Annotated in this window: 29 protein-coding genes; 22 read left to right on the top strand and 7 right to left on the bottom strand. The window is 70.7% G+C overall.

Features of this window, described 5'->3' with window-relative positions; all coding sequences use genetic code 11:
* Positions 1 to 226: 226 nt before the first annotated feature.
* From AAFN69_RS01260 to AAFN69_RS01170, 19 genes are all read left to right on the top strand, one after another.
* A complete protein-coding gene (locus AAFN69_RS01260) occupies positions 227 to 775 on the top strand; it encodes a DUF2617 family protein (RefSeq protein WP_347726325.1) in 549 nt (182 codons plus the stop codon).
* A 135-nt stretch (positions 776 to 910) separates the two neighbouring features.
* Positions 911 to 2512 carry a polyamine aminopropyltransferase gene (locus tag AAFN69_RS01255; protein WP_347726324.1) on the top strand — a complete coding sequence of 534 codons (1602 nt, stop codon included), beginning with the start codon at positions 911 to 913 and terminating at the stop codon, positions 2510 to 2512.
* Between the two features lie 76 nt (positions 2513 to 2588).
* Positions 2589 to 3671, top strand: coding sequence for an SRPBCC domain-containing protein (locus AAFN69_RS01250; RefSeq protein ID WP_347726323.1), 1083 nt, complete (start codon positions 2589 to 2591; stop codon positions 3669 to 3671).
* A 102-nt stretch (positions 3672 to 3773) separates the two neighbouring features.
* Positions 3774 to 4571, top strand: a complete 798-nt coding sequence (locus AAFN69_RS01245; protein ID WP_347726322.1) for an aldose 1-epimerase — start codon at positions 3774 to 3776, stop codon at positions 4569 to 4571.
* A gap of 55 nt (positions 4572 to 4626) precedes the next feature.
* Complete coding sequence (gene pyrE / locus AAFN69_RS01240) at positions 4627 to 5175, top strand: orotate phosphoribosyltransferase (protein WP_347726321.1); 549 nt, start codon at positions 4627 to 4629, stop codon at positions 5173 to 5175.
* Between the two features lie 227 nt (positions 5176 to 5402).
* The gene (gene fbaA / locus AAFN69_RS01235; protein ID WP_347726320.1) at positions 5403 to 6425 is read left to right on the top strand and encodes a class II fructose-bisphosphate aldolase; all 1023 of its coding nucleotides are present in this window, start codon (positions 5403 to 5405) and stop codon (positions 6423 to 6425) included.
* Between the two features lie 142 nt (positions 6426 to 6567).
* Positions 6568 to 7185 (top strand): Uma2 family endonuclease, encoded by a 618-nt coding sequence (locus AAFN69_RS01230; RefSeq protein ID WP_347726319.1) that lies wholly within the window; start codon positions 6568 to 6570, stop codon positions 7183 to 7185.
* Positions 7186 to 7257: 72 nt separating this feature from the next.
* Positions 7258 to 8733, top strand: coding sequence for an MFS transporter (locus AAFN69_RS01225; RefSeq protein WP_347726318.1), 1476 nt, complete (start codon positions 7258 to 7260; stop codon positions 8731 to 8733).
* A 121-nt stretch (positions 8734 to 8854) separates the two neighbouring features.
* On the top strand, positions 8855 to 9268 hold the full coding sequence (locus tag AAFN69_RS01220; protein ID WP_347726317.1) for a DUF3151 domain-containing protein: 414 nt from the start codon (positions 8855 to 8857) through the stop codon (positions 9266 to 9268).
* Positions 9269 to 9411: 143 nt separating this feature from the next.
* A complete protein-coding gene (locus AAFN69_RS01215) occupies positions 9412 to 10233 on the top strand; it encodes a tryptophan 2,3-dioxygenase family protein (RefSeq protein WP_347726316.1) in 822 nt (273 codons plus the stop codon).
* The gene (gene kynU, locus AAFN69_RS01210) at positions 10226 to 11473 is read left to right on the top strand and encodes a kynureninase (protein WP_347726315.1); all 1248 of its coding nucleotides are present in this window, start codon (positions 10226 to 10228) and stop codon (positions 11471 to 11473) included. The genes AAFN69_RS01215 and kynU overlap by 8 nt, the downstream gene beginning before the upstream one ends.
* A 123-nt stretch (positions 11474 to 11596) precedes the next feature.
* Positions 11597 to 12481, top strand: coding sequence for an alpha/beta hydrolase (locus AAFN69_RS01205; protein WP_347726314.1), 885 nt, complete (start codon positions 11597 to 11599; stop codon positions 12479 to 12481).
* A 75-nt stretch (positions 12482 to 12556) separates the two neighbouring features.
* Complete coding sequence (locus tag AAFN69_RS01200) at positions 12557 to 13393, top strand: NAD(P)H-binding protein (protein ID WP_347726313.1); 837 nt, start codon at positions 12557 to 12559, stop codon at positions 13391 to 13393.
* 314 nt (positions 13394 to 13707) lie between these two features.
* On the top strand, positions 13708 to 14982 hold the full coding sequence (locus tag AAFN69_RS01195; protein WP_347726758.1) for a histidine kinase: 1275 nt from the start codon (positions 13708 to 13710) through the stop codon (positions 14980 to 14982).
* Positions 14979 to 15638 (top strand): response regulator transcription factor, encoded by a 660-nt coding sequence (locus AAFN69_RS01190; protein ID WP_347726312.1) that lies wholly within the window; start codon positions 14979 to 14981, stop codon positions 15636 to 15638. Before AAFN69_RS01195 ends, AAFN69_RS01190 begins: the two co-directional genes overlap by 4 nt.
* 124 nt (positions 15639 to 15762) lie before the next feature.
* Positions 15763 to 16968, top strand: a complete 1206-nt coding sequence (locus AAFN69_RS01185; protein WP_347726311.1) for a cytochrome P450 — start codon at positions 15763 to 15765, stop codon at positions 16966 to 16968.
* Positions 16965 to 17342: a VOC family protein gene (locus AAFN69_RS01180; RefSeq protein WP_347726310.1), complete on the top strand. Its 378-nt coding sequence runs from the start codon at positions 16965 to 16967 to the stop codon at positions 17340 to 17342. The genes AAFN69_RS01185 and AAFN69_RS01180 overlap by 4 nt, the downstream gene beginning before the upstream one ends.
* A gap of 185 nt (positions 17343 to 17527) precedes the next feature.
* A complete protein-coding gene (locus tag AAFN69_RS01175; RefSeq protein ID WP_347726309.1) occupies positions 17528 to 17794 on the top strand; it encodes a hypothetical protein in 267 nt (88 codons plus the stop codon).
* Positions 17775 to 18293: a DUF6879 family protein gene (locus AAFN69_RS01170; protein WP_347726757.1), complete on the top strand. Its 519-nt coding sequence runs from the start codon at positions 17775 to 17777 to the stop codon at positions 18291 to 18293. The genes AAFN69_RS01175 and AAFN69_RS01170 overlap by 20 nt, the downstream gene beginning before the upstream one ends.
* Before the next feature lie 169 nt (positions 18294 to 18462).
* Here the strand turns inward: AAFN69_RS01170 and AAFN69_RS01165 are convergent, their stop codons facing one another.
* The 4 genes from AAFN69_RS01165 to AAFN69_RS01150 all read right to left on the bottom strand — a co-directional run bounded on the left by AAFN69_RS01165 (position 18463) and on the right by AAFN69_RS01150 (position 20800).
* Positions 18463 to 19104: a hypothetical protein gene (locus AAFN69_RS01165; RefSeq protein ID WP_347726308.1), complete on the bottom strand. Its 642-nt coding sequence runs from the start codon at positions 19102 to 19104 to the stop codon at positions 18463 to 18465.
* Between the two features lie 5 nt (positions 19105 to 19109).
* Positions 19110 to 19550, bottom strand: coding sequence for a hypothetical protein (locus tag AAFN69_RS01160; RefSeq protein ID WP_347726307.1), 441 nt, complete (start codon positions 19548 to 19550; stop codon positions 19110 to 19112).
* Positions 19551 to 19711: 161 nt separating this feature from the next.
* Positions 19712 to 19933 (bottom strand): DUF397 domain-containing protein, encoded by a 222-nt coding sequence (locus tag AAFN69_RS01155; RefSeq protein WP_347726306.1) that lies wholly within the window; start codon positions 19931 to 19933, stop codon positions 19712 to 19714.
* Positions 19934 to 19936: 3 nt separating this feature from the next.
* A complete protein-coding gene (locus tag AAFN69_RS01150) occupies positions 19937 to 20800 on the bottom strand; it encodes a helix-turn-helix transcriptional regulator (protein ID WP_347726305.1) in 864 nt (287 codons plus the stop codon).
* A 259-nt stretch (positions 20801 to 21059) separates the two neighbouring features.
* On the opposite strand from AAFN69_RS01150, the gene AAFN69_RS01145 reads away from it, so the two are divergent.
* Both AAFN69_RS01145 and AAFN69_RS01140 read left to right on the top strand, forming a co-directional pair.
* A complete protein-coding gene (locus tag AAFN69_RS01145) occupies positions 21060 to 21563 on the top strand; it encodes an ATP-binding protein (protein WP_347726304.1) in 504 nt (167 codons plus the stop codon).
* Positions 21560 to 22570, top strand: coding sequence for an endonuclease/exonuclease/phosphatase family protein (locus AAFN69_RS01140; protein ID WP_347726303.1), 1011 nt, complete (start codon positions 21560 to 21562; stop codon positions 22568 to 22570). Before AAFN69_RS01145 ends, AAFN69_RS01140 begins: the two co-directional genes overlap by 4 nt.
* Here AAFN69_RS01140 and AAFN69_RS01135 read toward each other — a convergent pair.
* The 3 genes from AAFN69_RS01135 to AAFN69_RS01125 all read right to left on the bottom strand — a co-directional run bounded on the left by AAFN69_RS01135 (position 22533) and on the right by AAFN69_RS01125 (position 25341).
* Positions 22533 to 23207, bottom strand: coding sequence for a hypothetical protein (locus tag AAFN69_RS01135; RefSeq protein WP_347726302.1), 675 nt, complete (start codon positions 23205 to 23207; stop codon positions 22533 to 22535). The two genes, AAFN69_RS01140 and AAFN69_RS01135, sit on opposite strands and share 38 nt — an antisense overlap.
* A complete protein-coding gene (locus AAFN69_RS01130; protein ID WP_347726301.1) occupies positions 23204 to 24427 on the bottom strand; it encodes an AAA family ATPase in 1224 nt (407 codons plus the stop codon). Before AAFN69_RS01130 ends, AAFN69_RS01135 begins: the two co-directional genes overlap by 4 nt.
* A 110-nt stretch (positions 24428 to 24537) precedes the next feature.
* Positions 24538 to 25341: a diacylglycerol kinase family protein gene (locus AAFN69_RS01125; RefSeq protein WP_347726300.1), complete on the bottom strand. Its 804-nt coding sequence runs from the start codon at positions 25339 to 25341 to the stop codon at positions 24538 to 24540.
* 153 nt (positions 25342 to 25494) lie between these two features.
* Here AAFN69_RS01125 and AAFN69_RS01120 point away from each other — a divergent pair, with 153 nt between their 5' ends.
* Entirely contained in the window at positions 25495 to 26778 is a 1284-nt protein-coding gene (locus tag AAFN69_RS01120) for an adenylosuccinate synthase (protein ID WP_347726299.1), read from the top strand.
* Positions 26779 to 26982 lie beyond the last annotated feature (204 nt).

The raw sequence follows: 26982 nt of genomic DNA, 5'->3' as shown, positions 1-26982 counted from the left end.
CGTAAGGCCCCCTAGGGGATGGAAACCCCTTCAAGTTGGGTAAAAACACTGCGAGCACCGCGTACTTCATGATTCAGTCGCTGACGGAACCTGTTGGAACCGATCCAGCCCTCAGGCCGGCATTCCGGCGGCCACGAGCAGGCGGCCTCCCACCCTCTTGACTCCCGTCTCAGGGGCGCCTCAGGTTCACGTGTCCACCGCCGAAGCGTGTTTGCGGAGCCGACCCATGCTCACCACTCTCCATACCGCCTACACAGACACCCGTGCCGCTGACCTCGCCTGGGCGCTCGGACGGGAGCCGCTCCCCGCCCTGGCCCTGCTCGACCTCGAACTCTCCGGGGCGAAGCTCCAGCTCAGACTGCTCGGAGCCTCCCACCAGGTACTCCTGGAAGAGGAGCGCGGCAGCTGTTCCGAGACCGTCGCCTGCATGCCCGGCAGCAGCACACCCCTGCCGCTGGGCGTGGCCAAGAGAGTCGGCGACTGGGAGTACGAATTCGCCGCCCGGGTCGAGACGCTCTCCGAGGGCTCCTTCGCGGGGCGCGCGCAGGAACTCCTCGCGCTCGTCGCGGACCACCCGAACTCCCTGGCCGGGACCTTTCCGGGCTCCCCGCATGCCTTCACCGCGATGATGGCGCAGCGCGAGAACGGCCAGGTCCGCTGGCGCACCTGGCATGCGTACCCCCAGGAGGGGCGGCTGGTTGTCACCCGTACGCGGGTCGGCGCCGTCACTCGCGGTGTGCGCGCCCAGCGCACGCCGGAGCCCGTCGCGCTCTGACGGGCGTCCGCGCGAATCCGCCCGCCCGCCGTGCTTCCGGTGCGCCCCCCGGCCGGAGCCCGCCCCGTACGCCGTATGGCAGGTACACACGTGTGGGTGACAGGATGCGTGTACATCGTGACGTAGCGTTACTGCATGATCGACCGTTCGCAGCAGTTGCAACCGCCGCGGGGCGCGGTCCGGCTGCCGGTGCGTCCAGCGGCGGGACGGCATCTCGTGCTGCTGGTGGTCTTCGTCTGCGCCGCCTGCGGACTGGTGTACGAGCTGGAGCTGGTCGCGCTCGCCTCGTATCTGATCGGCGACTCCGTCACCCAGGCGTCCGTGGTGCTGTCGCTGATGGTCTTCGCGATGGGTGTCGGCTCCCTGCTCGCCAAGCGGCTGCGCTGCCGGGCGGTGGTCGGATTCGGGCTGCTGGAGCTGACTCTCGCCCTGGTCGGCGGCTGCTCGGCGATGGTGCTGTACGCCTCCTTCGCCTGGTTCGGCGAGTCCCGCACCGTGCTGGTCGTCTTCTCGCTGGCCATCGGTGTCCTGATCGGCGCGGAGCTGCCCCTGCTGATGTCGCTGATCCAGCGCATCTCCCGGCGGGACGCGGAGGGCACGGTCGCCGACCTCTTCGCCGCGGATTACGTGGGCGCGCTCATCGGCGGCCTCGCCTTTCCGTTCCTGCTGCTGCCCTGGCTCGGCCAGCTCGCCGGCGGTCTGCTCACCGGCGCGGTCAACGCGGTGGTGGGCGGGTCCCTGGTGCTCTGGCTCTTCCGCCGCGATCTGACCCGGCGCTCCCGCGCCCTGCTGCTCGTGGCCAATGCGGCGGTCCTCGCCGTGCTGGGCACCGCGGCCCTGCTCGCCGACGACTTCGAGCGGGCCGCGCGCCGCGCGGTCTACGGCGAGGAGGTGCGGGTCGCCGTCCACACCGATGTGCAGGAAGTGGTCCTCACCGGCGGCCGGGAGGGCCCGCTCGATCTCTATCTCGACGGGCGGCTCTGGGTGAGCGGGCGCGACGAGTACCGCTATCACGAGGCCCTGGTGCACCCCGCGATGCGCGGGCCGCACTCCCGGGTGCTGATCCTCGGCGGCGGCGACGGGCTGGCCGCCCGTGAAGTGCTGCGCTACCCCGGCGCGGCCTCGGTGACCGTGGTGGAGCTCGATCCCGGCGTGGTCCGCCTCGCCCGTACCGACCCGGCCCTCAGCGGCCTCAATGAACACGCCTACCGCGACCCCCGGACACAGGTGGTCACCGCCGACGCCTTCAACTGGCTGCGCGCCCCGCGCGGCAGCTGGGACGTGGTGATACTCGACCTCCCGCACCCCGAGATCACCGACAGCAGCAAGTTCTACTCACGGGAGTTCTACGGACTGGCGGCCCGCGTCCTCGCCCCCGGCGGGCGCCTCGCCGTCCACGCCGGACCCCCCGCCGCCCGCCCCCGTACGTACTGGACGGTCGAGGCGACCCTGCGCTCGGCCGGCTTCGGCACCAGCGCCTACCGCGCCACCCGCCGGCTCTCCGGATTCGCGGCCGGTCCGGACCGCGCCGCCACCGGGAAGGTCTCCGCCCCGCAGGACTGGGGTTTCCTGCTCGCCGCGCCCGGCCGCCGGCCACCGCTGGGCCTGGATCCCGCGGCGCCCCGGCTGCGCTCGCTGACGGGGGCGGGGCTGGCCGCCGACGCCTGGGGCGCCGAGCGCACCAGAGTGCCCGGCCTTCCCCCGTCCACCCTGATCCATCCGCGCTACGGCGACTGAGCACGGGGCTGCCCCGCCCGGTCGCCCGGGCGGGAAACGCTGACGTCGGCGTACGCGGTGGGTACGCTCGATGGTCATGGACCATGAGGTGTTCGTTCCGGTACCGGCTGAGACCCTCCGACAGCTGCTGAGGGACCCCGCCCGGGTCGCCCGCTGCCTCCGGGGATTCCAACGGGACGCCGATGACACGGCCGGACCCCTGGCCGGGCGGCTCAAGGTCAGGGCCGGCAAACACTCGATCACCTACCGGGGCGCGCTGGCCGTGGTGGAGCGCGACGGCGTCTTCACCGTCGAGGGCGGCGGTACGGAGACCCGGGGCACCGGCTCGGTGAAGGTGAGGCTCACCGTCCGCCCGGTGGCGGCGGAGGGCGGTACGGCGCTGGGGTTCACCGGTACGGCCGAGGCGGAGGGCCGGCTGGCCGAACTCCCGGACGGCGCGGCCGTGCAGGCCGTGCACCGGCTGCTGGACCGGTTCGCGGAGCGGCTGGCCGAGGTCGCGATCGAGCAGTCGCCCCCGCCCTCGGCGGACGCCGGTGGAGCGGCGGCGGGCACGGAGGGCCCCGGCCCGGTGAGCAGCCGGGACGCGGAACGGCTCGGCATCGTCGGCGCGGAGGGCGCCGAGGCCGGTGAGGGTGCCGGGGACGCCCCGGTCGTGCCCGATTCGCCCGAGGCCGAGGACATCTCCGACGGGACGCTGGAGGACGGCCCCGGCGCCGGGGACGGCACCCGCGCGGATGGCGCTGACGACGCCGACGGCGCGGACAACGCCGACGACGCGGATGTCGCGGAGGAGCTGGACGTCATGGAGGCGGAGGCGGAGGCCGAGGCGGAAGCGGAAGTCCAGGCCGATGCCGAGGCCGGCGACGGGGCCGGGCGGGACACCCCGAAGCGCACCGGGCTCGGCGGTGACGACGAGGAGATCGACGGCTTCCCGGTCATCGACGACCAGCCCCCGGCGGAGGCGGCCCACGCCCGGCGCACCATGATCGGCCGCAGTGCCGAGGAGGTCGACCACGCCCCGCCGCGCGGCCGTTACGCCCCCGTCCCGGCACCCGACGACGGCAGCGGCGCGGTACCCCTGCGCTGGATCGCCCCGGCCGCCGCGCTCGCGGTCGCGGGAGCGGTCGTCGTCGGCCGGGTCCTGCGCCGCCGCCGATAGCGCAGCCGCCGGAGACGCCGCGGGCCCTGGTGCCGCAGGTGGTGGTGCCGGCGCCGGGGGCGGCTGCCCGGTCCCGGCGCCCGGTGCCAGTAGGGTCGTGCCGTGAGCAGCAGCGAGAAGAATGTCCGGCTGGCCGCCGGAGAAGTCGAGTTGACCATCAGCCCGCAGAACGGCTGCCGTATCGCCGGTCTGGCCATCGGCGGCACCGAGCTGCTGCGCGAGGGCGACCGGTACGGCTCCTTCCCGATGGTCCCCTGGTGCGGCCGGGTGCGGGACGGCCGTTTCCGCGACGGCGACACCGTCCACCAACTGCCGCTCAACGCCGCGCCGCACGCCATCCACGGCACCGGCCGCGACACGGTCTGGCGCACCGCCCGCCGGGGCGACACCGAGGCCGTCTTCACCTACGAGCTGGCCGAGCCCTGGCCGTACACCGGCCGGGTCACCCAGATGTTCGAGCTGACCGAGGACTCCCTCACCCTCACCATGGGGGTCGAGACCTACGACAACTCCTTCCCGGCCCAGGCCGGCTGGCACCCCTGGTTCCGCCGGAACCTCGGCGCGGGCGGGGATGTGCGGATCGGCTTCACCGCCGGATGGCAGGAGGAGCGCGGTGACGACCATCTCCCGACCGGCCGCCGGATCGACCCGCTCCCCGGCCCCTGGGACGACTGCTTCGGCATGCCCGACGGGGTCGCCGTCACCCTCACCTGGCCGGAGCGGCTGGAGCTGACCGTGACCAGCGCGGCGGAGTGGGTGGTCGTCTACGACGAGCAGGCCGAGGCGGTCTGTGTGGAGCCCCAGTCCGGCCCGCCGAACGGCCTCAACACCGAGCCGCGCCTGGTCACCCCCATCGACCCGCTGGAGATGTCGGCCACCTGGCGCTGGCGCCGCCTCTGACCGGGGTGCCGTCTCCAACCGCGGCCCCCGGCGCGGAGGCCCTAAGCTCATGGCCATGACTGATGTACGCGCTGAGCTGCTCCGGCAGATCAAGGACAAGGCCGTGGTGCACGGCAGGGTGACCCTCTCCTCGGGTCTGGAGGCCGACTACTACGTCGACCTCCGCCGGATCACGCTGGACGGCACGGCCGCGCCCCTGGTCGGCCAGGTCATGTCCGAGCTGACCGCCGACCTGGAGTACGACTGCGTCGGCGGGCTCACCCTCGGCGCCGACCCGGTCGCCACCGCGATCCTCCACGCCTCCGCCGCGCGGGGCCGGACGGTCGACGCCTTCGTCGTGCGGAAGGCGGCCAAGGCGCACGGCATGCAGCGCCGGGTCGAGGGCCCGGACATCAAGGGCCGACGCTGCCTGGTGGTCGAGGACACCTCCACCACCGGCGGCTCCCCGCTGACCGCCGTCGAGGCGGTCCGCGAGGCCGGCGGCGAGGTCGTCGCCGTCGCCACGATCGTGGACCGGGCGACCGGCGCCGGGGAGAAGATCAGCGGCACGGCGGGGGTTCCGTACCTCTACGCGTACGCCCTGGACGAGCTCGGCCTCGGCTGAGCCGTACGGGCCACAGGGGGCGGCATCCGGGATCCGGGTGCCGCCCCCGGCGCGTTCCCGGGCCCCTCGGGCGAACACGGCGGGTGACCGCGCGGGCGCCCAGCGCGCACCGGCGGACCGGCCGTGACGGACTCCGCGCACGAGTCTGGAAAGATGGGGCCCGACGATGACGTCGCCCCAAGGTCAGGGCCCATATCGCACACCCGCGGATCACAAGGAGCGGACACATGCCCATCGCAACCCCCGAGGTCTACAACGAGATGCTCGACCGGGCGAAGGCCGGCAAGTTCGCCTACCCGGCGATCAATGTGACCTCCTCCCAGACCCTCCACGCCGCGCTGCGCGGTTTCGCGGAGGCCGAGAGCGACGGCATCATCCAGATCTCCACCGGTGGTGCGGAGTTCCTGGGCGGTCAGCACAACAAGGACATGGTCACCGGCGCCGTCGCCCTGGCCGAGTTCGCGCACATCGTCGCCGCCAAGTACGACATCACCGTGGCGCTGCACACCGACCACTGCCCCAAGGACAAGCTGGACACCTACGTCCGGCCGCTGATCGCGGTCTCCGCCGAGCGCGTCGCGCAGGGCCGGAACCCGCTCTTCCAGTCCCACATGTGGGATGGCTCGGCCGAGACGCTGGCCGACAACCTCTCCATCGGCCAGGAGCTGCTGGCCCAGGCCGTCGCCGCCAAGATCATCCTTGAGGTCGAGATCACCCCGACCGGCGGCGAGGAGGACGGTGTCACGCACGAGATCAACGACGAGCTCTACACCACCGTCGACGACGCCCTGCGCACCGCCGAGGCCCTGGGCCTGGGCGAGAAGGGCCGCTACCTGCTCGCCGCGTCCTTCGGCAATGTCCACGGCGTCTACAAGCCGGGCAATGTCGTCCTCCGTCCCGAGCTGCTGAAGGACCTCCAGCAGGGTGTGGGCGAGAAGTACGGCAAGTCCTCCCCGTTCGACTTCGTCTTCCACGGCGGCTCCGGCTCCACGGCCGAGGAGATCGCCACCGCGCTGGAGAACGGCGTGGTGAAGATGAACCTGGACACCGACACCCAGTACGCCTTCACGCGTCCCGTCGCCGCCCACATGTTCAGCAACTACGACGGTGTGCTGAAGGTCGACGGCGAGGTCGGCAACAAGAAGACGTACGACCCGCGCACCTGGGGCAAGCTCGCGGAGGCCGGCATGGCCACCCGCGTGACCGAGGCGTGCGGCGCGCTCCGCTCCACCGGTACGAAGCTGAAGTAGTCCCAGCTCAGAGCGTTGAGGCCCGGTGTTCCCGAGGGGGAGCGCCGGGCCTCACCCGTATGGGTGAGCGGTAGGGATACAGGCGTACGGGGGTGGGGCGGCCTACCATGATGGTCTCGACATCAGCCATCAGGAGGTTCACATGTCTGCCGCAGCAGTCGAATACCCCTGGGGCAGCAAGCCCGAGCATGAGGTGCCCCTGCTCGATGTGGCGAACCTCCTCATGGAGCAGAACCCCGGGCTTCGCGCCGAGATCATCGGAGGCATTCTCACCGTGACCCCGCCTGCGGACTTTCAGCATGCCGACGTACTCACGGATCTCATGCTCCCCTTCATCTCCGCAGGTCTGCATGGCAAGGAGACCAGAATCGTCCAGGCCGTGGGCATCTGGCTGCCGAGCGGCCCGTCGGACTACGCCATCCCCGATCTCGCGGTGGTCGACGCCGACTACGCCGAACACATTGTCGAGAGCAACTGCGCCGACCCCGTCATCTTCCGCCTGGTGGCGGAGGTGACGTCCAGTAACTACAACAACGACCTGCGGGACAAGCCCAGGGCCTACGCGGAGGCCAAGGTCCCGGCCTACCTGATCATCAACCGCAAGCACGGCCGGGTTCATCTCCTCACCAACCCGGTCGGCGACAGCTACGAGAACCATGAGCTCTTCGCCTCCGGCCAACAGCTCACCCTCCCCGCCTCCGTGGGCCCTGAGGGAGCCCCCGCCGTCACCCTCGACGTGGCGGACCTGCTGCACACCTGAGCCGGTCGCCACGGTTCACCGAGCCGCGTCCGCCCACTCGTGGACCCGCCCCCGCGCTGCGATGATCCGGACATGGACGACGACCGCCCGGGAGACATCAGGCTCGGCACGGCCAGGGGCCGCTGGGTCATCCTCGCCACCGTGCTCGGGTCCACCATGGCCCTGCTCGACTCCACCGTGGTCAATGTCGCCCTGCCGCGCATCGGTGAGGATCTCGACACCGACATGGCCGTCCTCCAGTGGACCGTCAACGCCTATCTGCTCACCCTCGCCGGGCTGATCCTCCTCGGCGGCGCGCTCGGCGACCGCTACGGACGCCGGAAGATCTTCGTCATCGGCATCGTCTGGTTCGCCATCGGCTCGCTGCTCTGCGGGCTCGCGCCCAACAGCACCACACTGATCGTCGCCCGCGCCCTCCAGGGCGTCGGCGGCGCGCTGCTCACCCCCGGCTCCCTCGCCCTCATCCAGGCGAGCTTCCACCCCGACGACCGCTCCCGCGCCGTCGGGCTCTGGTCCGGGCTCGGCGGTGTCGGTGCCGCGATCGGGCCGTTCGTCGGCGGCTGGCTGGTGGACGGGCCCGGCTGGCGCTGGATCTTTCTCATCAATGTGCCGCTCGCCGCGATCTGCGTACCCGTCGCCCTGCGCCATGTCCCCGAGTCCCGCGACCCGCGCGCCCACCACCACCGGTTCGACATCCTCGGCGCCTTCCTCGGCGCCGCCGCGCTGACCCTGGTGACCTACGCCCTCATCGACACCGCCTGGTGGGCCGGGGTCGCCGGGGTCCTCGTGGGCGTGGCCTTCGTCCGGGTCGAGAAGCGGCGCCCGGAGCCCATGCTGCCGCTCTCGGTCTTCCGGTCCCGGCTCTTCACCGCCGTCAATCTCGTCACTCTCTGTGTGTACGCGGCCTTCGGCGGCTTCTTCTTCCTGGTCGCGCTCCAGCTCCAGGTGGTCTCCGGATACTCCGCGCTGGAGGCCGGTGTCGCGCTGCTGCCGACCACCGTGCTGATGCTGCTCTTCTCCGCCCGCTCCGGGCAGCTCGCGGAGCGCATCGGCCCCCGGATCCCGCTCACCGCGGGCCCCCTGTTCTGCGCCGCCGGGATGCTGCTGATGCTGCGGGTGGGCGAGCACGCCTCGTACGTACGCGACGTACTGCCCGCGCTGGTGGTGATGGGCCTGGGCATGGTGACCCTGGTCGCCCCGCTGACCGCCACCGTGCTCTCCTCCGTCGACACCGGCCGGGCCGGAATCGCCAGCGGCATCAACAACGCCGCCGCCCGCGCGGCCGGACTCCTGGCCGTGGCCGCGCTGCCGCTGCTCGCCGGGATGGGGCCGGAGGCGTACCGCTCGGCGACGGAGTTCAACGACACCTTCCGGCGCGCGATGCCGATGTGCGCGGGGATCCTGGTCCTGGGCGCGCTGATCGCGGCGGTCGCCGTCCGCCGCCCGGCGCGGGCCGGGGTCCAGCCGGAGTGCCGGGTGAACTGCGGCGTCGGCGCGCCGCCGCTGGAGGGCGGCGCCGCACAGGGCGAGGAACCGGCGGCGCGGTGAGCCCGCCCCGGCCCCGGCGCCGTACGCGGTGAGCCCCGGCCCCGTGTGCGCCATCACCGCCGGATCCGCCGGATCCGCCGGCCCGGCGCGCGATCGCCGCCCGCCTGGGAGACTGGGCCGCATGTCCATCCATAAAGACCTTCTCGGGGGACCGCCCCCCACCCACCTCCCCGACGACCCCGAGCCGAGGGAGCTCCTCGCCTCCGGCGCCTCCCCGGCCGATGTCGCCGCCAAGTACCCCACCTCCTCCCTCGCCTGGGCCCGGCTCGCCGATGACGCCTTCGAGCGGGGGAGTGTCGTCGAGTCGTACGCGTACGCCCGCACCGGCTACCACCGGGGCCTCGACGCCCTGCGCCGCAGCGGCTGGAAGGGCCACGGCCCGGTGCCCTGGGAGCACGAGCCGAACCGCGGCTTCCTGCGCGCCCTGCACGCTCTCGCCCGCGCCGCGCAGTCGATCGGCGAGCAGGCGGAGTACGAGCGCTGCTCCGGCTTCCTGCGCGACTCCTCGCAGACCGCGGCGGACACGCTGAGTTAGCTCCGCAGGTCCTCCGGGGCCCGCACCGGCGGCTGAGAAGTCGCCCGGTGCGGGCCCCGGCTTATGATCGCCTTGGGGACCGGGGCTCCCATGCCGGCAGGAAGGTGGGCGGACCGCTACCCGGACACGTCGAGGAGACAGTGATGTCACATGACGCGGCCCCGAATCTCGATTTCGCGGGCACCACTCCGTACGAGGACTACGTCCAGGCGGATGTTCTGACCCATCTCCAGCATCCCCTCTCCAGCGACCCGGGAGAGATGGTCTTTCTCGTCACCACTCAGGTGATGGAGCTGTGGTTCACCGTCATCGTCCATGAGTGGGAGACCGCCGGACGCGCCCTGCGCGAGGACCGCGTCCCCGTCGCCGTGGACGCGCTGAAGCGGTCGGTGCGCGAGCTGGAGGCGCTGAACGACAGCTGGAAGCCGCTGGGGCAGCTCACCCCCGCGCAGTTCAACTCCTACCGCAGCGCCCTCGGCGAGGGCTCCGGCTTCCAGTCGGCGATGTACCGGCGGATGGAGTTCCTGCTCGGCGAGAAGTCGGCGTCCATGCTGGTGCCGCACCGGGGCGCGCCCCGCGTCCTCGCCGAGCTGGAGAAGGCGCTCCACCAGCCCAGCCTCTACGACGAGGTGCTGAGGTTCCTCGCCCGGCGCGGGATGGCCGTGCCCCGGGAGGTGCTGGCGCGCGATCTCTCCCTCCGCTACGAGCCCGACGCACAGGTCGAACAGGTCTGGGCCGAGGTCTACCGGGAGCCGGACCAGAACGCCGAGCTGATCCGGCTCGGCGAGGCGCTGACCGATGTCGGCGAGCTGGTGTGGCGCTGGCGCAACGACCATCTGGTGGCGACCCGGCGCGCCATGGGCTCCAAGACCGGCACCGGCGGCTCGGCCGGGGTCGCCTGGCTGGAGAAGCGGGCCCGGAAGAATGTCTTCCCCGAGCTGTGGACGGCGCGCAGCCATGTCTGAGAACCTCACCGCCGCCGTCTCCCGTGAGCTGCTGGAGCGTGCCGCCAAGCTCGACGCCGCCGATGAACTGGCCCCCCTGCGCGCGCGCTTCACCCTCCCCGAGGGCGTCTATCTCGACGGGAACTCCCTCGGCGCGCTGCCCGCCCATGTCCCCGCCCGGGTGGCCGATGTGGTCGGCCGCCAGTGGGGCGAACTCCTCATCCGCTCCTGGAGCGAGAGCGCGTGGTGGACCGCGCCCGAGCGGATCGGCGACCGGATCGCCCCCCTCGTGGGCGCGGCCCCCGGCCAGATCGTGGTGGGGGACTCGACCAGCGTCAATGTCTTCAAGGCGGTGGTCGGTGCGGTACGGCTGCACGACGACCCCGCCCGGACCGATGTCCTGGTCGACGCCGCCACCTTCCCGACCGACGGCTATCTCGCCGCCTCCGCCGCCCGGCTCACCGGCCGGCGGCTGATCCCGGTCCGGGCCGCCGAACTCCCCGCCGCGCTCGGCCCCTCGACCGCCGCGGTGCTGATCAACCATGTCGACTTCCGCACCGGGCGGCTGCACGACATGGCCGCCCTCACCGCCGCCGCCCACGAAGCGGGGGCCGTCGCGGTCTGGGACCTGTGCCACAGCGCGGGCGCTCTTCCGGTGGCGCTGGACGACTGCGGGGTCGACTTCGCGGTCGGCTGCACCTACAAGTATCTGAACGGCGGGCCCGGCGCCCCCGCCTTCCTCCATGTGGCCCAGCGGCACCAGGGGTTCTTCGACTCGCCGCTGCCGGGGTGGACCTCGCACGGCGACCCCTTCGCGATGACCGAGGAGTACACCGCCGCCGAGGGGGTGACCCGGGGCCGGGTCGGGACCCCCGACATCCTCTCCATGCTCGCGCTGGAGGCGGCGCTGGAGGTCTGGGACGGGGTCCGCCCGGACTCCGTACGGGCGAAGAGCCTCGCCCTGACCGATCTCTTCCTCGACTGTGTCGCGGAGTACGTCCCCGGCGGTCTCGACGGGCCGGATTCCAGGGTCCGTTCGATGACCCCGTACGCGCACGGGGAGCGCGGCAGCCAGATCGCGCTCCGGTGTGCCGAGGCGCCCGCGGTGATGGCCGGGCTCATCGCACGCGGTGTGGTGGGGGATCTTCGCAGGCCGGACGTGCTGCGTTTCGGATTCACCCCGCTCTACACCCGATTCGCCGACGCGGAGCGCGCCGCGGCCGTGCTCGCCGAGGTGCTCGGCGAAGTCCCCGCGGCCTGAGGCGGCCTCGAACCTGACCGGCGGGGGTACTGATACCGTCCCCGCTGGTCAGGTCATTTTCCGCGGTCACCTTCTCCGAGCCCGCGGGGCCAAACCCGCTACACCCTGGGAAGGTTGGAACGCATGCCGGACCCCGTCACCCGTGACACCGCCGAGACCGAATCGGCTTTCTCGCATCCGGCCGTGGCTCCGGACGCGACTCTCCCCTACGGCGGGCATCCCGATCAGATCATCGACTTCTATGCCCCCCGGGACGGCCGGCCGCCGGACGCGGCGGAGAGCGTGCCGCTCGTCGTCGTGCTGCACGGCGGCGCCTGGCGTGCCCCGTACGACCGCCAGTACATGACCCCCTTCGCGGACTTCCTCGCCCGGCGCGGTCTGGCCGTCGCCAATGTCGAGTACCGGCGCGGCCGTGACCTGCCCCAGCAGGGCGGTTCCGGGCCGGTCGCGGGACGCTGGCCGGAGACCTTCGACGATGTCGCCGCCGCTCTGGACGCGCTCCCCGGCCTGGTGGCCCGGGCGCTGCCGAGGGCGGACGCCCGGCGCACCGTGCTCACCGGCCACTCGGCGGGCGGCCATCTCGCGCTCTGGGCGGCGGCCCGGCATGTGCTGCCGGCCGGTTCCCCGTGGCGCCTGTCCGCACCGCCCGCGCTGCGCGGAGTCGTCGCCCTCGCCCCGATCGCCGATCTGGTCCGCTCGGCGGAGCTGGAGGTCTGCGACGGGGCGGTGCGCCAGCTCCTCGGGGAGCCGGAGGCGTACGCGGAACGCCTGGCCCACACCGATCCGGCGGCGCTGCTGCCGACCGGGATCGCCACGGCGGTGGTCCAGGGCCGGGACGACATCGCCGTCCCGTACACCGTCGCGGAGTGTTTCGTGGACGCGGCGGCGAAGGCCGGGGAGACGGTCGGGCTGACCCTGCTGGAGGAGGTCGGCCACTTCCCGCCGGTCGACCCGGCGGCGGACGCCTGCGCCGTGGCCGCCGAGGAGATCGCCCAACTGGCCTGGTGACACGGGCACGGCCGGCTCCGGCCCGGTCCGGACTCGCGGACAGTGGCTGACCGCAAGTCCTTCTACGTTCTTCCCATGACCAACCTTGTGACCGGAGCAACCGGAACCGTCGGACGCCAGATCGTCCGGGAACTGCTCGACCGGGGCGAGAGCGTGCGCGCCCTCACCCGTGACCCCGCGAAGGCGGACTTCCCCGCCGGAGTCGAGGTCGTACGCGGCGATCTCACCGAGCCCGACACGCTCGCCGCCGCCCTGGACGGGGTCACCGGCCTCCATCTGATCACCTTCGGCGGGCCCTATTTCGCCCCGCTGGAGACCGGCCCCCGCATTCTGGAGCTGGCCGGGGCCGCCGGGGCGCGGCGGATCACCGTGCTGCACGGCGGCGGTCCGAGCGCCCTGGAGGACGCCGTGCGGGCGAGCGGGTTCGCCTGGACGGTGATCATGCCGGTGGAGTTCATGTCCAACGCGCTCTCCTGGGCCGACTCCGTCACCACCGCCGACCGGGTGCGCGAGCCCTTCACCGGCCGGCTCAGCGCCATGGTCCACGAGGGCGACATCGGCGCGGTGGCGGCCGTGGCGCTGACCGAGGACGGCCATGGCGGCCGGGAGTATGTGATCACCGGACCGGAGGTGCTCACCGTCCACGACAAGGCGGCGGCGCTGGCCGCCGCCCGGGGCAGGGAGATCGCGGTGGTGGAGCTGACCCGCGACGAGGCGGTGGCCGAGTGGCGCGCGGCCGGGCACGACGACGAGCTGATCGCGTTCCTGCTGGATGTGTACGGGAACACCCCGGAGATCGGCCGCACCGTCGCCGACACGGTGGAGAAGGTCACCGGCCGCCCGGCCCGTACCTTCGCCGCGTGGGCGGCGGAGCACGCGGCCGCCTTCCGCGCGGCTCCGGCGGGCGGCTGAGGTCACGGCGGCGGGCGCCTTCCGCGCGGCTCCGGCGGGCGGCTGAGGTCACAGCGGCGGGCGCCTTCCGCGCGGCTGAGGTCACGGCGGCGGCGGGCCCGGTACGGTTCCGGGCCCGCCGCCGGGCGCCCACGGGTGTCCTTGATCAGCCGCCCGGCGGAGGCGCGGGCGTCCTCCCCGCAGCCGATCCGGCCCCCGGGTAGTCCTCAGGACGGACGGGCCGGAATCCGCAGCGATGGTGACGACCGCGCCCATCCGCCCCCCTTACCTTCATTAACGTGACCGAGAAGACCAGAAGCCTTGAATACCGCCTGATGACCGGGGCCCTCCAGGGGCTCCGCACCGACCTGCTCCACGATGTGTTCGCCTTCCGTCCGCTGGCCCCGATGGCCACGGACGGCCCGGTGACCCGCCGCCTCCCCGACCGGATACGCGCCCACGCGGGCTGGACCCCGCATGCCGTGGTCCTGTCGATCGCGCTCTTCGTCTTCGCGCTCGCCTTCACCGCGATGCCCCACAGCCTGGTCATCCTCTTCATCGCGTCGCTCACCGCCCTCGCCGTGGTGATGACGCTGATACGGCCGATCGCCGCCTTCTGGCTCGCCCTGTTCTGCGCGCCCCTCGCGGAGAACTTCAGCGGCTACTGGAACGCCTCCTGGACACCGAGCAGCTTCATCGCGTACCTCACCGTGATGACCGTGGTGGCGCTGCGCACCCGCCCCCGGACCGCCGCCTGGATGTGGCTGGTGACCGCCGCCTATGTGTTCGTGACGGAGACCTTCCTCGCGACGACGTACTACAGCGACGGCAGCAGTGTCGGCCTGCTCTTCGTCGCGGCCCTGATGCTTCTCGCGGTGACCGTCTGGCATGTCCGCCGGGACGCCGAGCAGGAGGTCGCCGCCCAGCAGACCGTCACCGCCGTCGAGCGCGACCGCCGCACCCTGCTGGAGGAGCGCACCACCATCGCCCGCGAGCTCCACGACGTGGTCGCCCACCACATGTCGGTGGTCGCCATCCAGGCCGAGGCCGCGCCCTACCGGGTGGAGAACCCGCCGCCCGAGCTGGAGCAGGCGTTCATCACCATCCGCGAGAACGCGGTGGCCGCCCTCGGTGAGCTGCGCCGCATCCTCGGGGTCGTCCGCGCGGAGGACTACGAGGCCCCCGACGCGCCCCAGCCGGTCCTCGCCGATCTCGACACCCTGATCGCCAATGTCCGGGAGGCCGGACTGGACGTGGAGAAGACCGGCACCGGCGCCGTCCGCCCGCTGCCGCCCGGCGTCGAGCTCTCCGCGTACCGGATCGTCCAGGAGGCCCTGAGCAACACCCTGCGGCATGCCCCCGGCTCCTCCGCCAGGGTGGAGGTCAGCTATGTACTCGGCGGCCTCGGCCTGCGGATCGTGAACACCGCGCCCCGGGGCCTGGTCAAGGCGTCACCGGGAGCGGGGCACGGCATCACCGGGATGCGCGAGCGTGTGACCATGCTCGATGGTGTGATGACCAATGAGCCGACCGAGGACGGCGGCTACGAGGTCACCGCCTTCATCCCCGTCGCCCCGCCGGCGACCGCCTCCGAGGAGTCCCCGTCATGACCATCCGTGTTCTCATCGTCGACGATCAGATGATGGTCCGCGAGGGGTTCTCGGTCCTGCTGAACGCGATGCCCGACATCGAGGTGATCGGCGAGGCGGTGAACGGCCGCGAGGCACTCGCGAAGGTGGCGGAGCTGGCCCCGGACGTGGTCCTGATGGACATCCGGATGCCGGAGCTGAACGGCATCGAGGCGACCAGGGAGATCGCGGCCTCCCACTCCGCGTCGAAGGTGCTCGTGCTCACCACCTTCGACCTGGACGAATACGTCTACCAGGCGCTGCGGGCCGGCGCCTCCGGCTTCCTCCTCAAGGACGCCTCCGCACGGCAGCTCGCCGACGGGGTACGGGTGGTGGCGGCCGGCGAGGCCCTGCTCGCGCCGACCGTGACCCGCCGGCTGATCACCGAATTCTCCAAGCTGGGCCAGGGTCCGAAGGTGGCCGCCCTCTCCCAGGTGGGCGAATTGACCGAGCGCGAGACCGAGGTGCTGGTGCTGATCGCCCAGGGCCTGTCGAACGCGGAGATCGCCGCCCGGCTGGTGGTCGCCGAATCCACCATCAAGACCCATGTCAGCCGGGTCCTGGTGAAGCTCGGCCTGCGCGACCGGACCCAGGCGGCGGTCTTCGCGTACGAGGCCCGCCTGGTCACCCCGGGCTAGCCCGCCTCCCTCATCTCCCCAGGTCACAGCTGTGCGGCGGGACGATACCGGTCCAGGTCACAACCGGATCGCACCCGCCGCCCAGCTCTGGCCAGCAGGGGATAACGAGGGTTAACGTCCGTATATGAACGCACTTTTCGAACCATGGTCGCCCGCCTTCATCGCCGATCCCTACCCCGCGTACGAGCGGCTGCGGGCCGGCGGCCGGGCGCACTGGTTCGAGCCCACCCGGCAGTGGCTCATCCCGCACTACGCCGATGTCTCCGCCCTGCTGCGCGACCGCCGCCTCGGCCGCACCTATCTCCACCGCTTCACCCACGAGGAGTTCGGCCGCACCCCGCCGCCCGCCGCGCACCAGCCCTTCCACACCCTCAATGACCACGGCATCCTCGACCTGGAGGCCCCGGACCACACCCGGATCCGCCGGCTGATCACCAAGGCGTTCACCCCCCGGACCGTGGCCGCGCTGGAGCCGACCGTACGGCGGCTCGCCGCCGAACTGGTCGCGGAGCTGGTGAAGAACGGCGGCGGCGACCTCCTCGCCGAGGTCGCCGAACCCCTCCCGGTCGCGGTGATCGCCGAGATGCTGGGCATCCCCGAGCCGGATCGCGGCCTGCTCCGTCCCTGGTCGGCCGATATCTGCGGAATGTTCGAGCTGAACCCCTCCGAGGAGACCGCCCGCAAGGCGGTCCGGGCCTCGCTGGACTTCTCCGCGTACCTCCGCGACCTGATCAACCACCGCCGCACCGCCCCGGGCGATGACCTGATCTCCGCGCTGATCGCCGCGCACGACGAGGGCGACCGGCTCAGCGAGCAGGAGATGATCTCCACCTGTGTGCTGCTGCTGAACGCGGGCCACGAGGCCACCGTGAACACCACCGCCAACGGCTGGTGGACCCTCTTCCGCCACCCGGAACAGCTCGCCGCGCTGCGGGCCGACCACTCGCTGCTGTCCACAGCTGTGGAAGAACTGATGCGGTACGACACCCCGCTCCAGATGTTCGAGCGCTGGGTCCTGGACGACATCGAGATCGACGGCACGGTCATCCCGCGCGGCTCCGAACTCGCCCTCCTCTTCGGCTCCGCCAACCGCGACCCGGCCCGCTTCCCCGCCCCCGACACCCTGGACCTCACCCGCGCCGAGAACCCTCATGTCACCTTCGGCGCCGGCATCCACTTCTGCCTCGGCGCCCCGCTGGCCCGCGTCGAGCTGACGGCCTCCTTCGGCGAGCTGCTGCGGGAGGCCCCGACGATGCGACTGGCCGGGGAGCCGCAGTGGAACCCCGGCTATGTGATCCGGGGCGTGGACGAACTCCGCGTCGAACTGTGAGCTCAGTACCCCTGTTCCGGGGCATCCGCGCGGTGATGGTTTTCGCCGAGGATCCGGAGACCTCCGCCCGCTGGTGGGCGGAGGTCCTGTCGGCGGAGCTCCATCTCGACAGGGACGGCACGGCTGTATACGCCTGGCTCGATGCGGGAGGCGTCGAATTCGGCTTCCACCCCGTGGACGAGACCCGCAACCCGAGGGGCGGCAGCCCGGTGCCGTACTGGTCGGTCGCCGACCTGGACGCGGCCCGGGAGCGTCTGCTGGCGGCGGGCTGCGCGCATCACCGGGGGCCGCTGGACATCGGGGACGGGAGCGGGCGCCGGATCGCACAGGTGGTGGATCCGTTCGGGACGGTGATCGGGCTGGACGGGTTCTGAGCACTCTTCTCTCCACTCGGCGCTGGCCGTGCCGGCGGGCGCCACCACAGAACTCCCGTGCCTGTCACCCCACCGGGGCGACGCGCGTGGGGGGCGTACGTCTCTGCTTCCACGCGCTCTTGCGCCGCTCACGCGCAGAGGTGAGGCTCGTGCCGCCCACGACCGACCAGGTACAGGAGGACTCAATGGCTCTGAAGTTCCTGGGCATTTGGCCCAACACTCCCGATGACGGATCGCCCACGATCTGGCTGGACGACACGACAGGAGACTTGATCATTCAGTCGTGGACAGCGGACGAGGAGACGGTTCGCCAAGCGCGGGAAGTCGGATCGGTGCCCGGCCACTCGACCGATGTTCCGGAGCATGAAAGCGTGATTCGTCTCCCCGCGAGCATGCTCCAGTTCATCCCCCGCCCGAACAGTGAGGCCAATGGTGGCAACAGCGGTACGTGAAGCACTCGCCAAAACGCGGCGCTCGGCCATGCACCTTGAGATGCGGGACAGCTACATGCGCGACGATCCCGAGTTCATCCGCTGGAGGGAAGGCCACCGATACGACCCGGCCGACCGCGATTCGTGGTGGCGCTCGTGGCTCGACGTGGTGGCCGCGACGACCGGCCGGGGCGTGACCATGCGGCGGCTGCGCGTCGTCTCCGAGCCGCTGAGCGACTACGTGCGCTATGAGTACGACGGCACGTTCACCAATGTCGCAGCGGGTGAAGACGTGCGCTGGCTGCCCCGCTCACGGGCTCGCGGCCTCTTGCTTCCCGTGCTGGACGGCTGGGTCATGGACGAGGAAACGGTGATCCTCCACCACTTCAGCGGCGAGGGGCAGTGGACCGGCCCGCGTATGGAGGTGCACCGCGATCCGGTTCTCGCGGACCAGTACGCGGCAGCGTACGAGGCGGCGTGGGAGCGGGCCACCCCCCACGCGGAATACCGACCTGTCTGACGATCGCGCACCATGGATGGCTACGAGATGCTGAAGACTCACGGACCCGCGCGTGTTGAGGACCTGGGAGACCGTATCGACTCGGAGAGTCGCCTTCCACAGCCGATGGGAGGGCGAGCTGCTCCCTGGGATCGCTGAGGCGGGCGCCGTCGGCCCGGAAGTGCTCTTCTCACCAGTCGGTGAGGTCCACGAGGTGTGAGCAGTGCGGATCGCTGCTGTCGACTGTAATCCGCTCTTTCTCGGCGATCAGGGACGGCAGAGCCGCGACCAGGGCGGTAATGGCACCGGACGGCCGCACATCAGCACCGATCACCCCGGGTGCGCCCTCGGTGTCGAGGTAGAGACGCAGTCGGTCCTGAGCCAGGAAGAGGAAGCCTCTGAGACGCGGGTCCGGCTGCTCTTCGGTCCAGGGCTCCACGATGGCGCGCAGAATCCGCAGGGCGTTGTCGTCGGCGGACGGGGCATTCAAGGTCAAGGTGCTCGGGTCCACACGGATGACGGTCATGCCCATTACGGTGCTCACGAGACTGCTGGAGAAGATGTGAGTACCGGTGTAGAGAGTGCGCAGAATGCCGGTCATATCGCCCGAGGTGCGTGGCCGGCCGCTGTCGGTGCGGAGGGGGATCTCGTAGCCGAGAACTCTGTGCGGGGTTCGTGCGGTCTTGGTGCCCGTGATGAAGGTGATGGCTTCGGCGGGTGGAGGCACGGGGAGGATGCCCCGGATGTACTGGGCGCCGGTGAGGGGGGCGTGGATGTGGTGGAGTAGTTGGCGGGTGATGTCTGCCTGCCACTCCGCGATTTCTTCGTCCATGACTGTCACTCGTTCACCCAGTCGGGGCACCTGTTTGTACCCTTGCAATAGGCCGTGATGACGCCGATCTTCTGACCGCGGCCCGCATCGTATACCCCGTCAGCTGTCTTGCGCGCGTATTGGACGATCACGACGATCTTCACCTGTCGGCCGCCATTGATTGCGTGGGCCCAGTATTCGAGGCGAGCGCCGTTCTTTTTGTCGACCCTGCCGGCGAGGGCTGCATTGACGATCTTGCACTTCTTGATGTTGTGCTTGCCGGAGAAGTGACTCCAGCCGAGTTCGTGGTTGCCTGTCCGTGTGGGGATAGCCCTGTCGTCGGGGTCGGTCTCCTCGCACTTGACCCTCTTGTTCCAGTGGGGCACCGCGTGCGCGGATGGGGTCGGGCTGGTGAGGAGGGCGGCTGCCACCGATGCCGTCACTGCTAACGTTGCGACTTTCCTCATGAGCTGAGAGTGACATGCGCTGTCACTTAGTGTCACGTCAGATTCGCGTCAAGTGGAGGGTTGGGTCAAGGGTGGTGGTTGACAGGGCCTCGCGGGGCCCGGAGTGCCACGGTGGTGTGTGAGGGGCACTCCGCGCCGAGCCGTGCTGGATGAGTCGCCGGTCAGGCCGTGCCGGCCGGGCCGGTCGCGAAGGTGAGGAAGATGTGCCAGGCGGTGGTGGAGGCGATCAGGGCCGGGCCCTGATCGCACTTGGAGTCACGGATGCCGATGTGACTCGTCAGGTCGGTGACTTCGAGGCACGCTCCTCCGTATGAGCTGCTGTAGGAGGACTTCCTCCACGTGCAGGAAGCACTGATCCAGGGCGAGTTGATTTGATTGGTCATCGTTCAGAGCTCTCGCGATAGTTGGTGAAGAAAGCCGGCCGTTGCCGAGGGGCCCAGAGCTTCGCTCCGCATCGCGTCGAACCTCTGATTGTACTTCCAGACATCGATCGGCTTGTCAGTGATTGAAATCGAGTCCGAGATGTCTGATTGGACGATTGAATCCACGGTCGAGTCAAAGTCCATGATCAGGAAGTTGTTGTCGGCGCGGAATGCCGCGAATTGCTGCGGGAGAATCTGGACGGTGACGTTGTCGAGCGAGTTCAGTCGCTCAATCTCCTCGTACTGTTCCTTCATCACGTCCGCACCCCCGATCACCCGCCGCAGCGCTGACTCATCCAGGATGACGCGGAGGCTCAGAGGGTTGCTCATGCGCATCAGGAGCTGCTTGCGCTCCATGCGCATGCGGACGTTGTTCTCCACGAACTGAGTGGTGGCCTCCTCGACCGGCTTGGCCCCCATGAACTGCGCACGGGTGTACGCCTCGGTTTGAAGCAACCCGAAGACCAGCATCGGATGCCAGGCCCTCAGTTCGCGCGCGTCAGACTCAAGCCCCATGTACATCGGCATGCCGGATGGCATGAAATGCCGAAACGGGATCCAAGGGTTCCGGCTGAGTGAGTCTCTGTGCATCGTCAGCAGAGCGTCCCGATCATCGATGTCATCGACGCCGTAACGGTCCAGCAGCTGCTCCAGATCCTCCGTGCGCGGAAGGTTGTTGTGCCCCGTCTCGACTCTGCCGAGCTTTGTCTCGCTGAAGCCGAGCCCCGAAACGGCCTCCTGGATGGTCAGGTCCGATGATTCCCGCAGGCGTCTCAGCTCCTTGCCCAGTTCGCGCCTGCGGTATGTCGGTCCTCTCCGTGCTGCCACGCGTGCGTCCTCTCTGGCGTGCTGTTGGCTCTGAGCGCTCACATGTGTGGTCGTTCTCCGACCCAGTCATGCGTTCCGCAACCCCGTGCCGACGCTGTGGCATGTGCCAATTTCATCGTCATGGCCGATGGAGTTGCAGGTTAATTCGCTCATGCATCAACGTAGTTGGACATCGCCGCGATGTGGTCGAGTTCCCAGATCAGGGGGCTCGCACGCCCCTCGCGCACGCCCCCCAACCCCCTTCGCGGAGGTCTCCGCCATGCCTGTCACAGCCCTGCCCCCACACGCCCGGACCCGCCGGCATCTCGGCCTGCTCGCCGCCGGGGCGCCCGGCACCGTCATCGGGTTCGAGGTCAGCCTGACCCGCTCCGGGCGGGCGGGGGATTCGCCCACTGAACAGGAGCGGTCGTGGCCCTGCCGGATGCGGCGGCTGGCCCGGCTCCGGCTGCGGCACTGGGGGGTGGAGGAGCTGGCGGAGACCGTCGACGTACTGATCTCCGAGCTGGTGACCAATGCCGTGCGGCACGGTCACGGGCGCACCGTCACCACCCGGCTCACCCGGACCGCGACGTATCTGTGCGTCGAGGTCGTCACCGGGGCCGGTGACCCCGGGTGTCGGCCCCGCGCGCGGGTCGCCGGGCCCGATGACGAGGGCGGGCGGGGGCTCTTTCTCGTCAACGCGCTCGCCGACGTCTGGGGGGTCGGCGCGGACGGGTCCACCACCTGGTGTGTGCTGGCCGTCGTGCCCGGCGGTGACCGGTGAGCCCCGCCCGCAGCCTGCTCGCGCGTTTCCTGCTCGGCCGCGCCCGGCCGGCGCCCGTGCCGATGGCGCGGCTCGCCGATGCCGAGGAGCGCCGGTTCACCGATCTCCGGAGCACCGCCATGCCCGTAACCGCCCAGCCCCTGCGCGCCGTGACCTGGAATCTCCGGTGCGGCGGTATCGACGACGGCTCCGAGCGGCGGCTCCGGGCGCAGGGGCGGATCCTGGCCGGGCTGCGGCCCGACCTGCTCGCGCTCCAGGAGTGCACGCACTGGGACGAGCAGGAGGAGCGGCGGCTGCTCTGGATGTGCCGGAATCTCGGGATGGAGGCCGTCCACATGGCCCGCTCCCGGGTCGGCGACGGGCGGAACCACACCACCCTGCTGTACCGGCCCTCCGCACTCCGCCTCGTCGGCCGGCGCACCCTCGGCGACCAGGTCTTCCACCACGCCCTCATCCGCGCCCGGCTGCGGCCCGTCGCGGCCGGGGAGGCGGACCACAGCGACTTTCTCGCCCTCGCCACCCACCTCGCCCACACCGACGGCGAGACCCGGCTCCGGGAGGCGCGGTGGCTCACCGACTACGCCGGGGCCTTCCCCGGCACACCCGGCCGGGCGCTGCTGCTGGGAGATCTGAACTGCTCGGGGGTGTACGACACCGACCCGCCCGACTGGTCCCTCGTCCCCCACAACCTCCACTCCCGCTACCGCCGGGTCACCGCCGACGGCCGTTTCGGCGCCATGGACCGCCGCGCCGTACGCGTACTCCTCGCATCCGGCTGGACCGACCCCCAGACCTTCACCCGGCACCCGCGCACCCCCACCGTCGGGTACGCGTACGCCAACGAACCCGTACCGCTGCGGCTCGACCACATCCTCGTCCGGGATCTCCCGGTCACCGCCTACCGCACACACGACACCCCCGAGGCCCGCGCCGCCTCCGACCATCTCCCCGTCGTCCTCGACACCCACCTCACCGCCGGGTCGTGCGAGGGATCTCCCACTTCCTGAGGTCGGCGACGAACTCGGTGTAGGAGCGGTTGGAGCCGCTGGGCTCGGTGAGCAGCCCGTGGGCCAAGGCCGTGGCGGCGATCTCGGGGCCGTCGCTCTCCCGGAAGCGCGGACTCGTCAGCTCGGCCGCGAGATCCTCTTTCGGATTCTGGCGCCGTCCCGTGTCCCTGCTCCGCCAGTGCGGCGGGAGACTCCAGGACGGCTTGTGGAGAGAGAAGGCATCGGGGAAGAGCATGAGCCATGCCTCCGATTCCGCGGCGGCCAGGGCGTACACGGACGACGCCGCGTCGGCGGCCCTGGCCAGCGCGGCGCAGACGATCGGCCGGGTGGTGTCGTACTCCGGACCTGGGCAGGCGTCCATGTCCTCGTGGACGGCGATGCCGACAAACTCCGCCGACTTCAGCTTGGCCTTTCCCCGTGCTTTTCTCACCAGGACACTCGCGGCTGTCGCCAGTTCGACTCCGGTCTTCTTCCGCAGCCGCACCGGGTCGGTTATCTCGGTGAGAGTGACGGCGGCGGCGAGATCGGGGTGGACGGCCTTGATGAAAGCGGCGAGCATGCGGCGATCGTTGGCGCTCTCCCCGGCGAGGACGACGACGCCTTTCCCCGGGGGCTTCGCCAGCCGGCGGCGGCTCACAGTTCGTCTTCCGTCAGATCGCCGCCGAACACCCCGGAGAACCACAGCTCGCCAAGGGGCTGGTCGCCCGTCTCGGCGACGATCTCCTCGATCTCCTCCGGTGTCAGGGCGGGAATGATCGAGGCACCGGACTCGTCCCGGTCGCAGACGATGAACTCATCCGGTTTCAGCCGGTCGACGAGCGCGGGTGAGTGGGTTGCCACGATCAGCTGCGTCCGCTCCGACGCCTCCCGCAACCGCTCCACGATCAGCTCCAGAGCCTGTGGGTGCAGACCGTGATCGATCTCCTCGACACAGGTGAGCGCCGGCGGATACGGGTCGTAGAGCATGGCCAGCAGGCCGAGCAGGCGCACCGTGCCGAACGAGGCGTCGGCAAGGGGCGTGGGACGCCGCAGGCCGCGCTCCTTGAGGACGACCGCGAGCCGGTCCGCGTAGCCGCCGACCTGTTCGAATTCAATGGCCTCCAGCTGCGGCAGAATGCGCCGGGCGTCCCGTGTCAGGAGCTCCCAGAGGTGGTCGTCCGTGCTGAGCTGGACCAGGAAGGCGGCCAGATTCTCCGCGTGTGAATCCAGGCTGCCGGCCCGGATGGAGCGGGCCCGTGTGGGCTGCCGCGCGGCGGTGACGTCCACGTCGAACACCCGGAAGGACGACAGCCGGTCGGCGACCCGTGCGACCTCCTCGCCCCCGTCCGACCGCCCCAGCCGGGGCAGTGTGGACAGCCCGCTGCTCAGCCGCTGGATACCGAAACTGCCGTCGTCGGACTCCCGGCCCGCTCTCGTGGCGGTGACCCGGGCCTCACCGCCCGAGACGGTGATGCGCCGCCCTCTGCCCTGGGTGCGCTTGAACGCGAAACTTTCCTGCCGGGAGAGGGTGTAGGCGTCCCGATTGCTCGGCTGGGAGCGCCTGCGGATCGTCAGCGAGTACTCGTCCGGGGCTTTCGTGCTCGCATGGGTCGTCCAGTCCGCCTTGAGGTGGATCACCATGGACGTCGGGGGTTTCTCACCGCCCCAGAAGGCCACCTCGTCGAACCCGCCGCGTTCGTCGAGCGCGGGCTGGAGGTCGGTCCGGATGATCGCGGCGAGGAAGTCGAACACCTTGAGGACATTCGACTTGCCCACGCCATTGGGGCCCACGAGAACGGTGAGCGGGCCGAGCGGGATGGTCACATCACGGAGGCTTCGGAAATTCTCGACGTGGAGTTCCAGGAGGCGGCCGGGCATGGGAGGAACCTATCGTGCGGGTGATCTCCGGGTGGGGGTGCGGCTCAGGGGCGACGGGGTCGGCAGAGGTGCGGCGCCGGGCCGGTCCGCCGGCCCCGCGCCCCCCGCCCTCAGCCCCTGCCCCGGACCGCCGCCGGGAGGGTCAGGCCCCACGCGCCCGCCCGCAGGGTCCACGTCCGGGTGCGGACCGGGCCCGTGATCAGGGTGTCGGCGCGGTAGCGGAAGTCCGGGCCGGAGACCGTCACCGCCAGGGCCTTCGTCGTCAGCGGCTCACCGGCGCCGCTCGGGCGCACCGTCACCTCGGCCCGGCCGCCGGCCGCGCGGAGGGTCACTTCGGTCACCTCGCGGTCGAGGTCGGCCAGTATCCTGCCGTCCGCCTCCACCCGCAGCCGGTGCGGAGCCGCCGACTGGACCGGGTCCGGGCGGACCACGGAGCGTATGAGCGAACGCCACGATCCGAGCCCGGCGCCCGCGACGGCCTGATGCGGCAGGGCCGGAATCGACAGATCTCCCAGCACGACCCCGTCGCTCTCGTCGACGAGCAGATCGAGCCGCCGCACCGCCCCGTCCAGTACGGCGCGGGCCGCCGCGACCGGGCCCCGGGGCACGCCCAGCGAGTGCGCCAGCTCCACCGCCGTACCCACGGGTACGAGGGCCAGCGCGCCGTCCCCCAGCCAGCGGTCCCGGTGCAGCAGCGCGACCGCGCGCAGCAGCGCGCGGTCGTCACCGATCACCACCGGGCGCCTGGAACCCCGGCGGGCCAGCGCCCGGGCGAAGTCCTCGGGGCCCTCGGGAAGACAGATTTTCGCCTCCGACCCGCCGCACAGAACATCCTTCGCGATCCGAACGGACTCGCCGTCACTTCGGCGGGCGACCGGGTCGATGACCACCAGCAGCTGGTCGTGAGCCGACACCTCGGTCCTTCCTCGGGTAGCATCTTTGTGCAAGAGCCCCTTGCGCTATTGCGCCAGGGGCTTCGTCTATTCCGGGGCAACCGGTCCGCGGACTCAGGCACGGCTCACGCCCCCTGACCTTGGACATGCCCCGCCCGGAAGGGGTGTACGCCTGTGCCCGCACTTGTGCTGCTCGGTGCTCAGTGGGGTGACGAGGGCAAGGGAAAGGCCACCGACCTGCTCGGTGGATCAGTGGACTATGTGGTGCGTTACCAGGGCGGCAACAATGCCGGCCACACGGTCGTCGTCGGCGACCAGAAGTACGCGCTGCATCTCCTCCCTTCCGGCATTCTCTCGCCGGGGTGTACCCCGGTCATCGGCAATGGAGTCGTGGTCGACCCCGCCGTCCTGCTCTCCGAGCTGAGCGGGCTCAATGACCGGGGCATTGACACGTCCAAGCTCCTGATCAGCGGAAACGCTCATCTGATCACCCCGTACAACGTCACGCTCGACAAGGTGACGGAACGGTTCCTCGGAACCCGCAAGATCGGTACGACCGGGCGCGGCATCGGCCCGACGTACGCCGACAAGATCAACCGTGTCGGTATCCGGGTCCAGGACCTGTACGACGAGTCGATCCTGATCCAGAAGGTCGACGCCGCGCTGGAGCAGAAGAACCAGCTCCTGGCGAAGGTCTTCAACCGGCGGGCGATCGAGTCCGGCCGGATCGTCGAGGAGATGCTCCAGTACGCGGACCGGCTCCGGCCCTATGTCGCGGACACCACGCTGATCCTCAATGACGCCATCGACGAGGGCAAGGTCGTCCTCTTCGAGGGCGGCCAGGGCACGCTGCTCGACGTGGACCACGGCACCTATCCCTTCGTCACCTCCTCCAACCCGACCGCCGGCGGTGCCTGCACCGGCGCGGGTGTGGGACCGACGAAGATCAGCCGGGTCATCGGCATCCTCAAGGCGTACACGACGCGTGTCGGCGCGGGTCCGTTCCCGACCGAGCTCTTCGACGAGGACGGCGAGGCGCTGCGCCGTATCGGTGGCGAGCGCGGTGTCACCACCGGCCGTGACCGCCGCTGTGGCTGGTTCGACGCGCCGATCGCCCGGTACGCGACCCGGGTGAACGGTCTGACCGACTTCTTCCTGACCAAGCTCGACGTGCTCACCGGCTGGGAGCAGATCCCGGTCTGTGTGGCGTACGAGATCGACGGCAAGCGGGTCGAGGAGCTGCCCTACTCGCAGACCGACTTCCACCACGCGAAGCCGATCTACGAGATGCTGCCGGGCTGGTCCGAGGACATCACCAAGGCCAAGACCTTCGACGACCTGCCGAAGAACGCGCAGGCGTACGTGAAGGCCCTGGAGGAGATGTCGGGCGCGCCGATCTCGGCGATCGGGGTCGGCCCCGGCCGCACCGAGACCATCGAGATCAACTCCTTCCTGTAGGTCCCGCGCACGGAAGCGCCCGGGTGGGGTCCGTCCCCGCCCGGGCTTTTTCGTGCGTGAAGGGCTGATTCCGTGCGTGAGCCGCTGTTTCCGTGCGCGGGCGGGCGTTTCCGTGCGCGGATCCGCCTTTCCGTGCGTGATCGGGTCTTTCCGTGCGTGATCGGGTCTTTCCGTGCGCGAGCGGAGGATTCGTGCGTGAGCGCA

The sequence above is a fragment of the Streptomyces sp. CAU 1734 genome, from assembly GCF_039888735.1.
Taxonomy (GTDB): Bacteria; Actinomycetota; Actinomycetes; order Streptomycetales; family Streptomycetaceae; genus Streptomyces.
Note: the sequence above shows the minus strand (reverse complement) of the source record. Positions and strands in the feature narration are given on the sequence as shown.

Excerpts from the sequence above, each read along its gene's own strand:
- AAFN69_RS01220 (WP_347726317.1), top strand. The coding sequence starts at position 8,855 with ATGTCCATCCATAAAGACCTTCTCGGGGGACCGCCCCCCACCCACCTC.
- AAFN69_RS01160 (WP_347726307.1), bottom strand. The coding sequence starts at position 19,550 with ATGAGGAAAGTCGCAACGTTAGCAGTGACGGCATCGGTGGCAGCCGCC.
- AAFN69_RS01225 (WP_347726318.1), top strand. The coding sequence starts at position 7,258 with ATGGACGACGACCGCCCGGGAGACATCAGGCTCGGCACGGCCAGGGGC.
- pyrE (WP_347726321.1), top strand. The coding sequence starts at position 4,627 with ATGACTGATGTACGCGCTGAGCTGCTCCGGCAGATCAAGGACAAGGCC.
- AAFN69_RS01255 (WP_347726324.1), top strand. The coding sequence starts at position 911 with ATGATCGACCGTTCGCAGCAGTTGCAACCGCCGCGGGGCGCGGTCCGG.
- AAFN69_RS01145 (WP_347726304.1), top strand. The coding sequence starts at position 21,060 with ATGCCTGTCACAGCCCTGCCCCCACACGCCCGGACCCGCCGGCATCTC.
- AAFN69_RS01130 (WP_347726301.1), bottom strand. The coding sequence starts at position 24,427 with ATGCCCGGCCGCCTCCTGGAACTCCACGTCGAGAATTTCCGAAGCCTC.
- AAFN69_RS01165 (WP_347726308.1), bottom strand. The coding sequence starts at position 19,104 with ATGGACGAAGAAATCGCGGAGTGGCAGGCAGACATCACCCGCCAACTA.
- AAFN69_RS01260 (WP_347726325.1), top strand. The coding sequence starts at position 227 with ATGCTCACCACTCTCCATACCGCCTACACAGACACCCGTGCCGCTGAC.
- AAFN69_RS01185 (WP_347726311.1), top strand. The coding sequence starts at position 15,763 with ATGAACGCACTTTTCGAACCATGGTCGCCCGCCTTCATCGCCGATCCC.
- AAFN69_RS01195 (WP_347726758.1), top strand. The coding sequence starts at position 13,708 with ATGACCGGGGCCCTCCAGGGGCTCCGCACCGACCTGCTCCACGATGTG.
- AAFN69_RS01250 (WP_347726323.1), top strand. The coding sequence starts at position 2,589 with ATGGACCATGAGGTGTTCGTTCCGGTACCGGCTGAGACCCTCCGACAG.
- AAFN69_RS01215 (WP_347726316.1), top strand. The coding sequence starts at position 9,412 with ATGTCACATGACGCGGCCCCGAATCTCGATTTCGCGGGCACCACTCCG.
- AAFN69_RS01230 (WP_347726319.1), top strand. The coding sequence starts at position 6,568 with ATGTCTGCCGCAGCAGTCGAATACCCCTGGGGCAGCAAGCCCGAGCAT.
- fbaA (WP_347726320.1), top strand. The coding sequence starts at position 5,403 with ATGCCCATCGCAACCCCCGAGGTCTACAACGAGATGCTCGACCGGGCG.
- AAFN69_RS01205 (WP_347726314.1), top strand. The coding sequence starts at position 11,597 with ATGCCGGACCCCGTCACCCGTGACACCGCCGAGACCGAATCGGCTTTC.
- AAFN69_RS01200 (WP_347726313.1), top strand. The coding sequence starts at position 12,557 with ATGACCAACCTTGTGACCGGAGCAACCGGAACCGTCGGACGCCAGATC.
- AAFN69_RS01175 (WP_347726309.1), top strand. The coding sequence starts at position 17,528 with ATGGCTCTGAAGTTCCTGGGCATTTGGCCCAACACTCCCGATGACGGA.
- AAFN69_RS01190 (WP_347726312.1), top strand. The coding sequence starts at position 14,979 with ATGACCATCCGTGTTCTCATCGTCGACGATCAGATGATGGTCCGCGAG.
- AAFN69_RS01155 (WP_347726306.1), bottom strand. The coding sequence starts at position 19,933 with ATGACCAATCAAATCAACTCGCCCTGGATCAGTGCTTCCTGCACGTGG.
- kynU (WP_347726315.1), top strand. The coding sequence starts at position 10,226 with ATGTCTGAGAACCTCACCGCCGCCGTCTCCCGTGAGCTGCTGGAGCGT.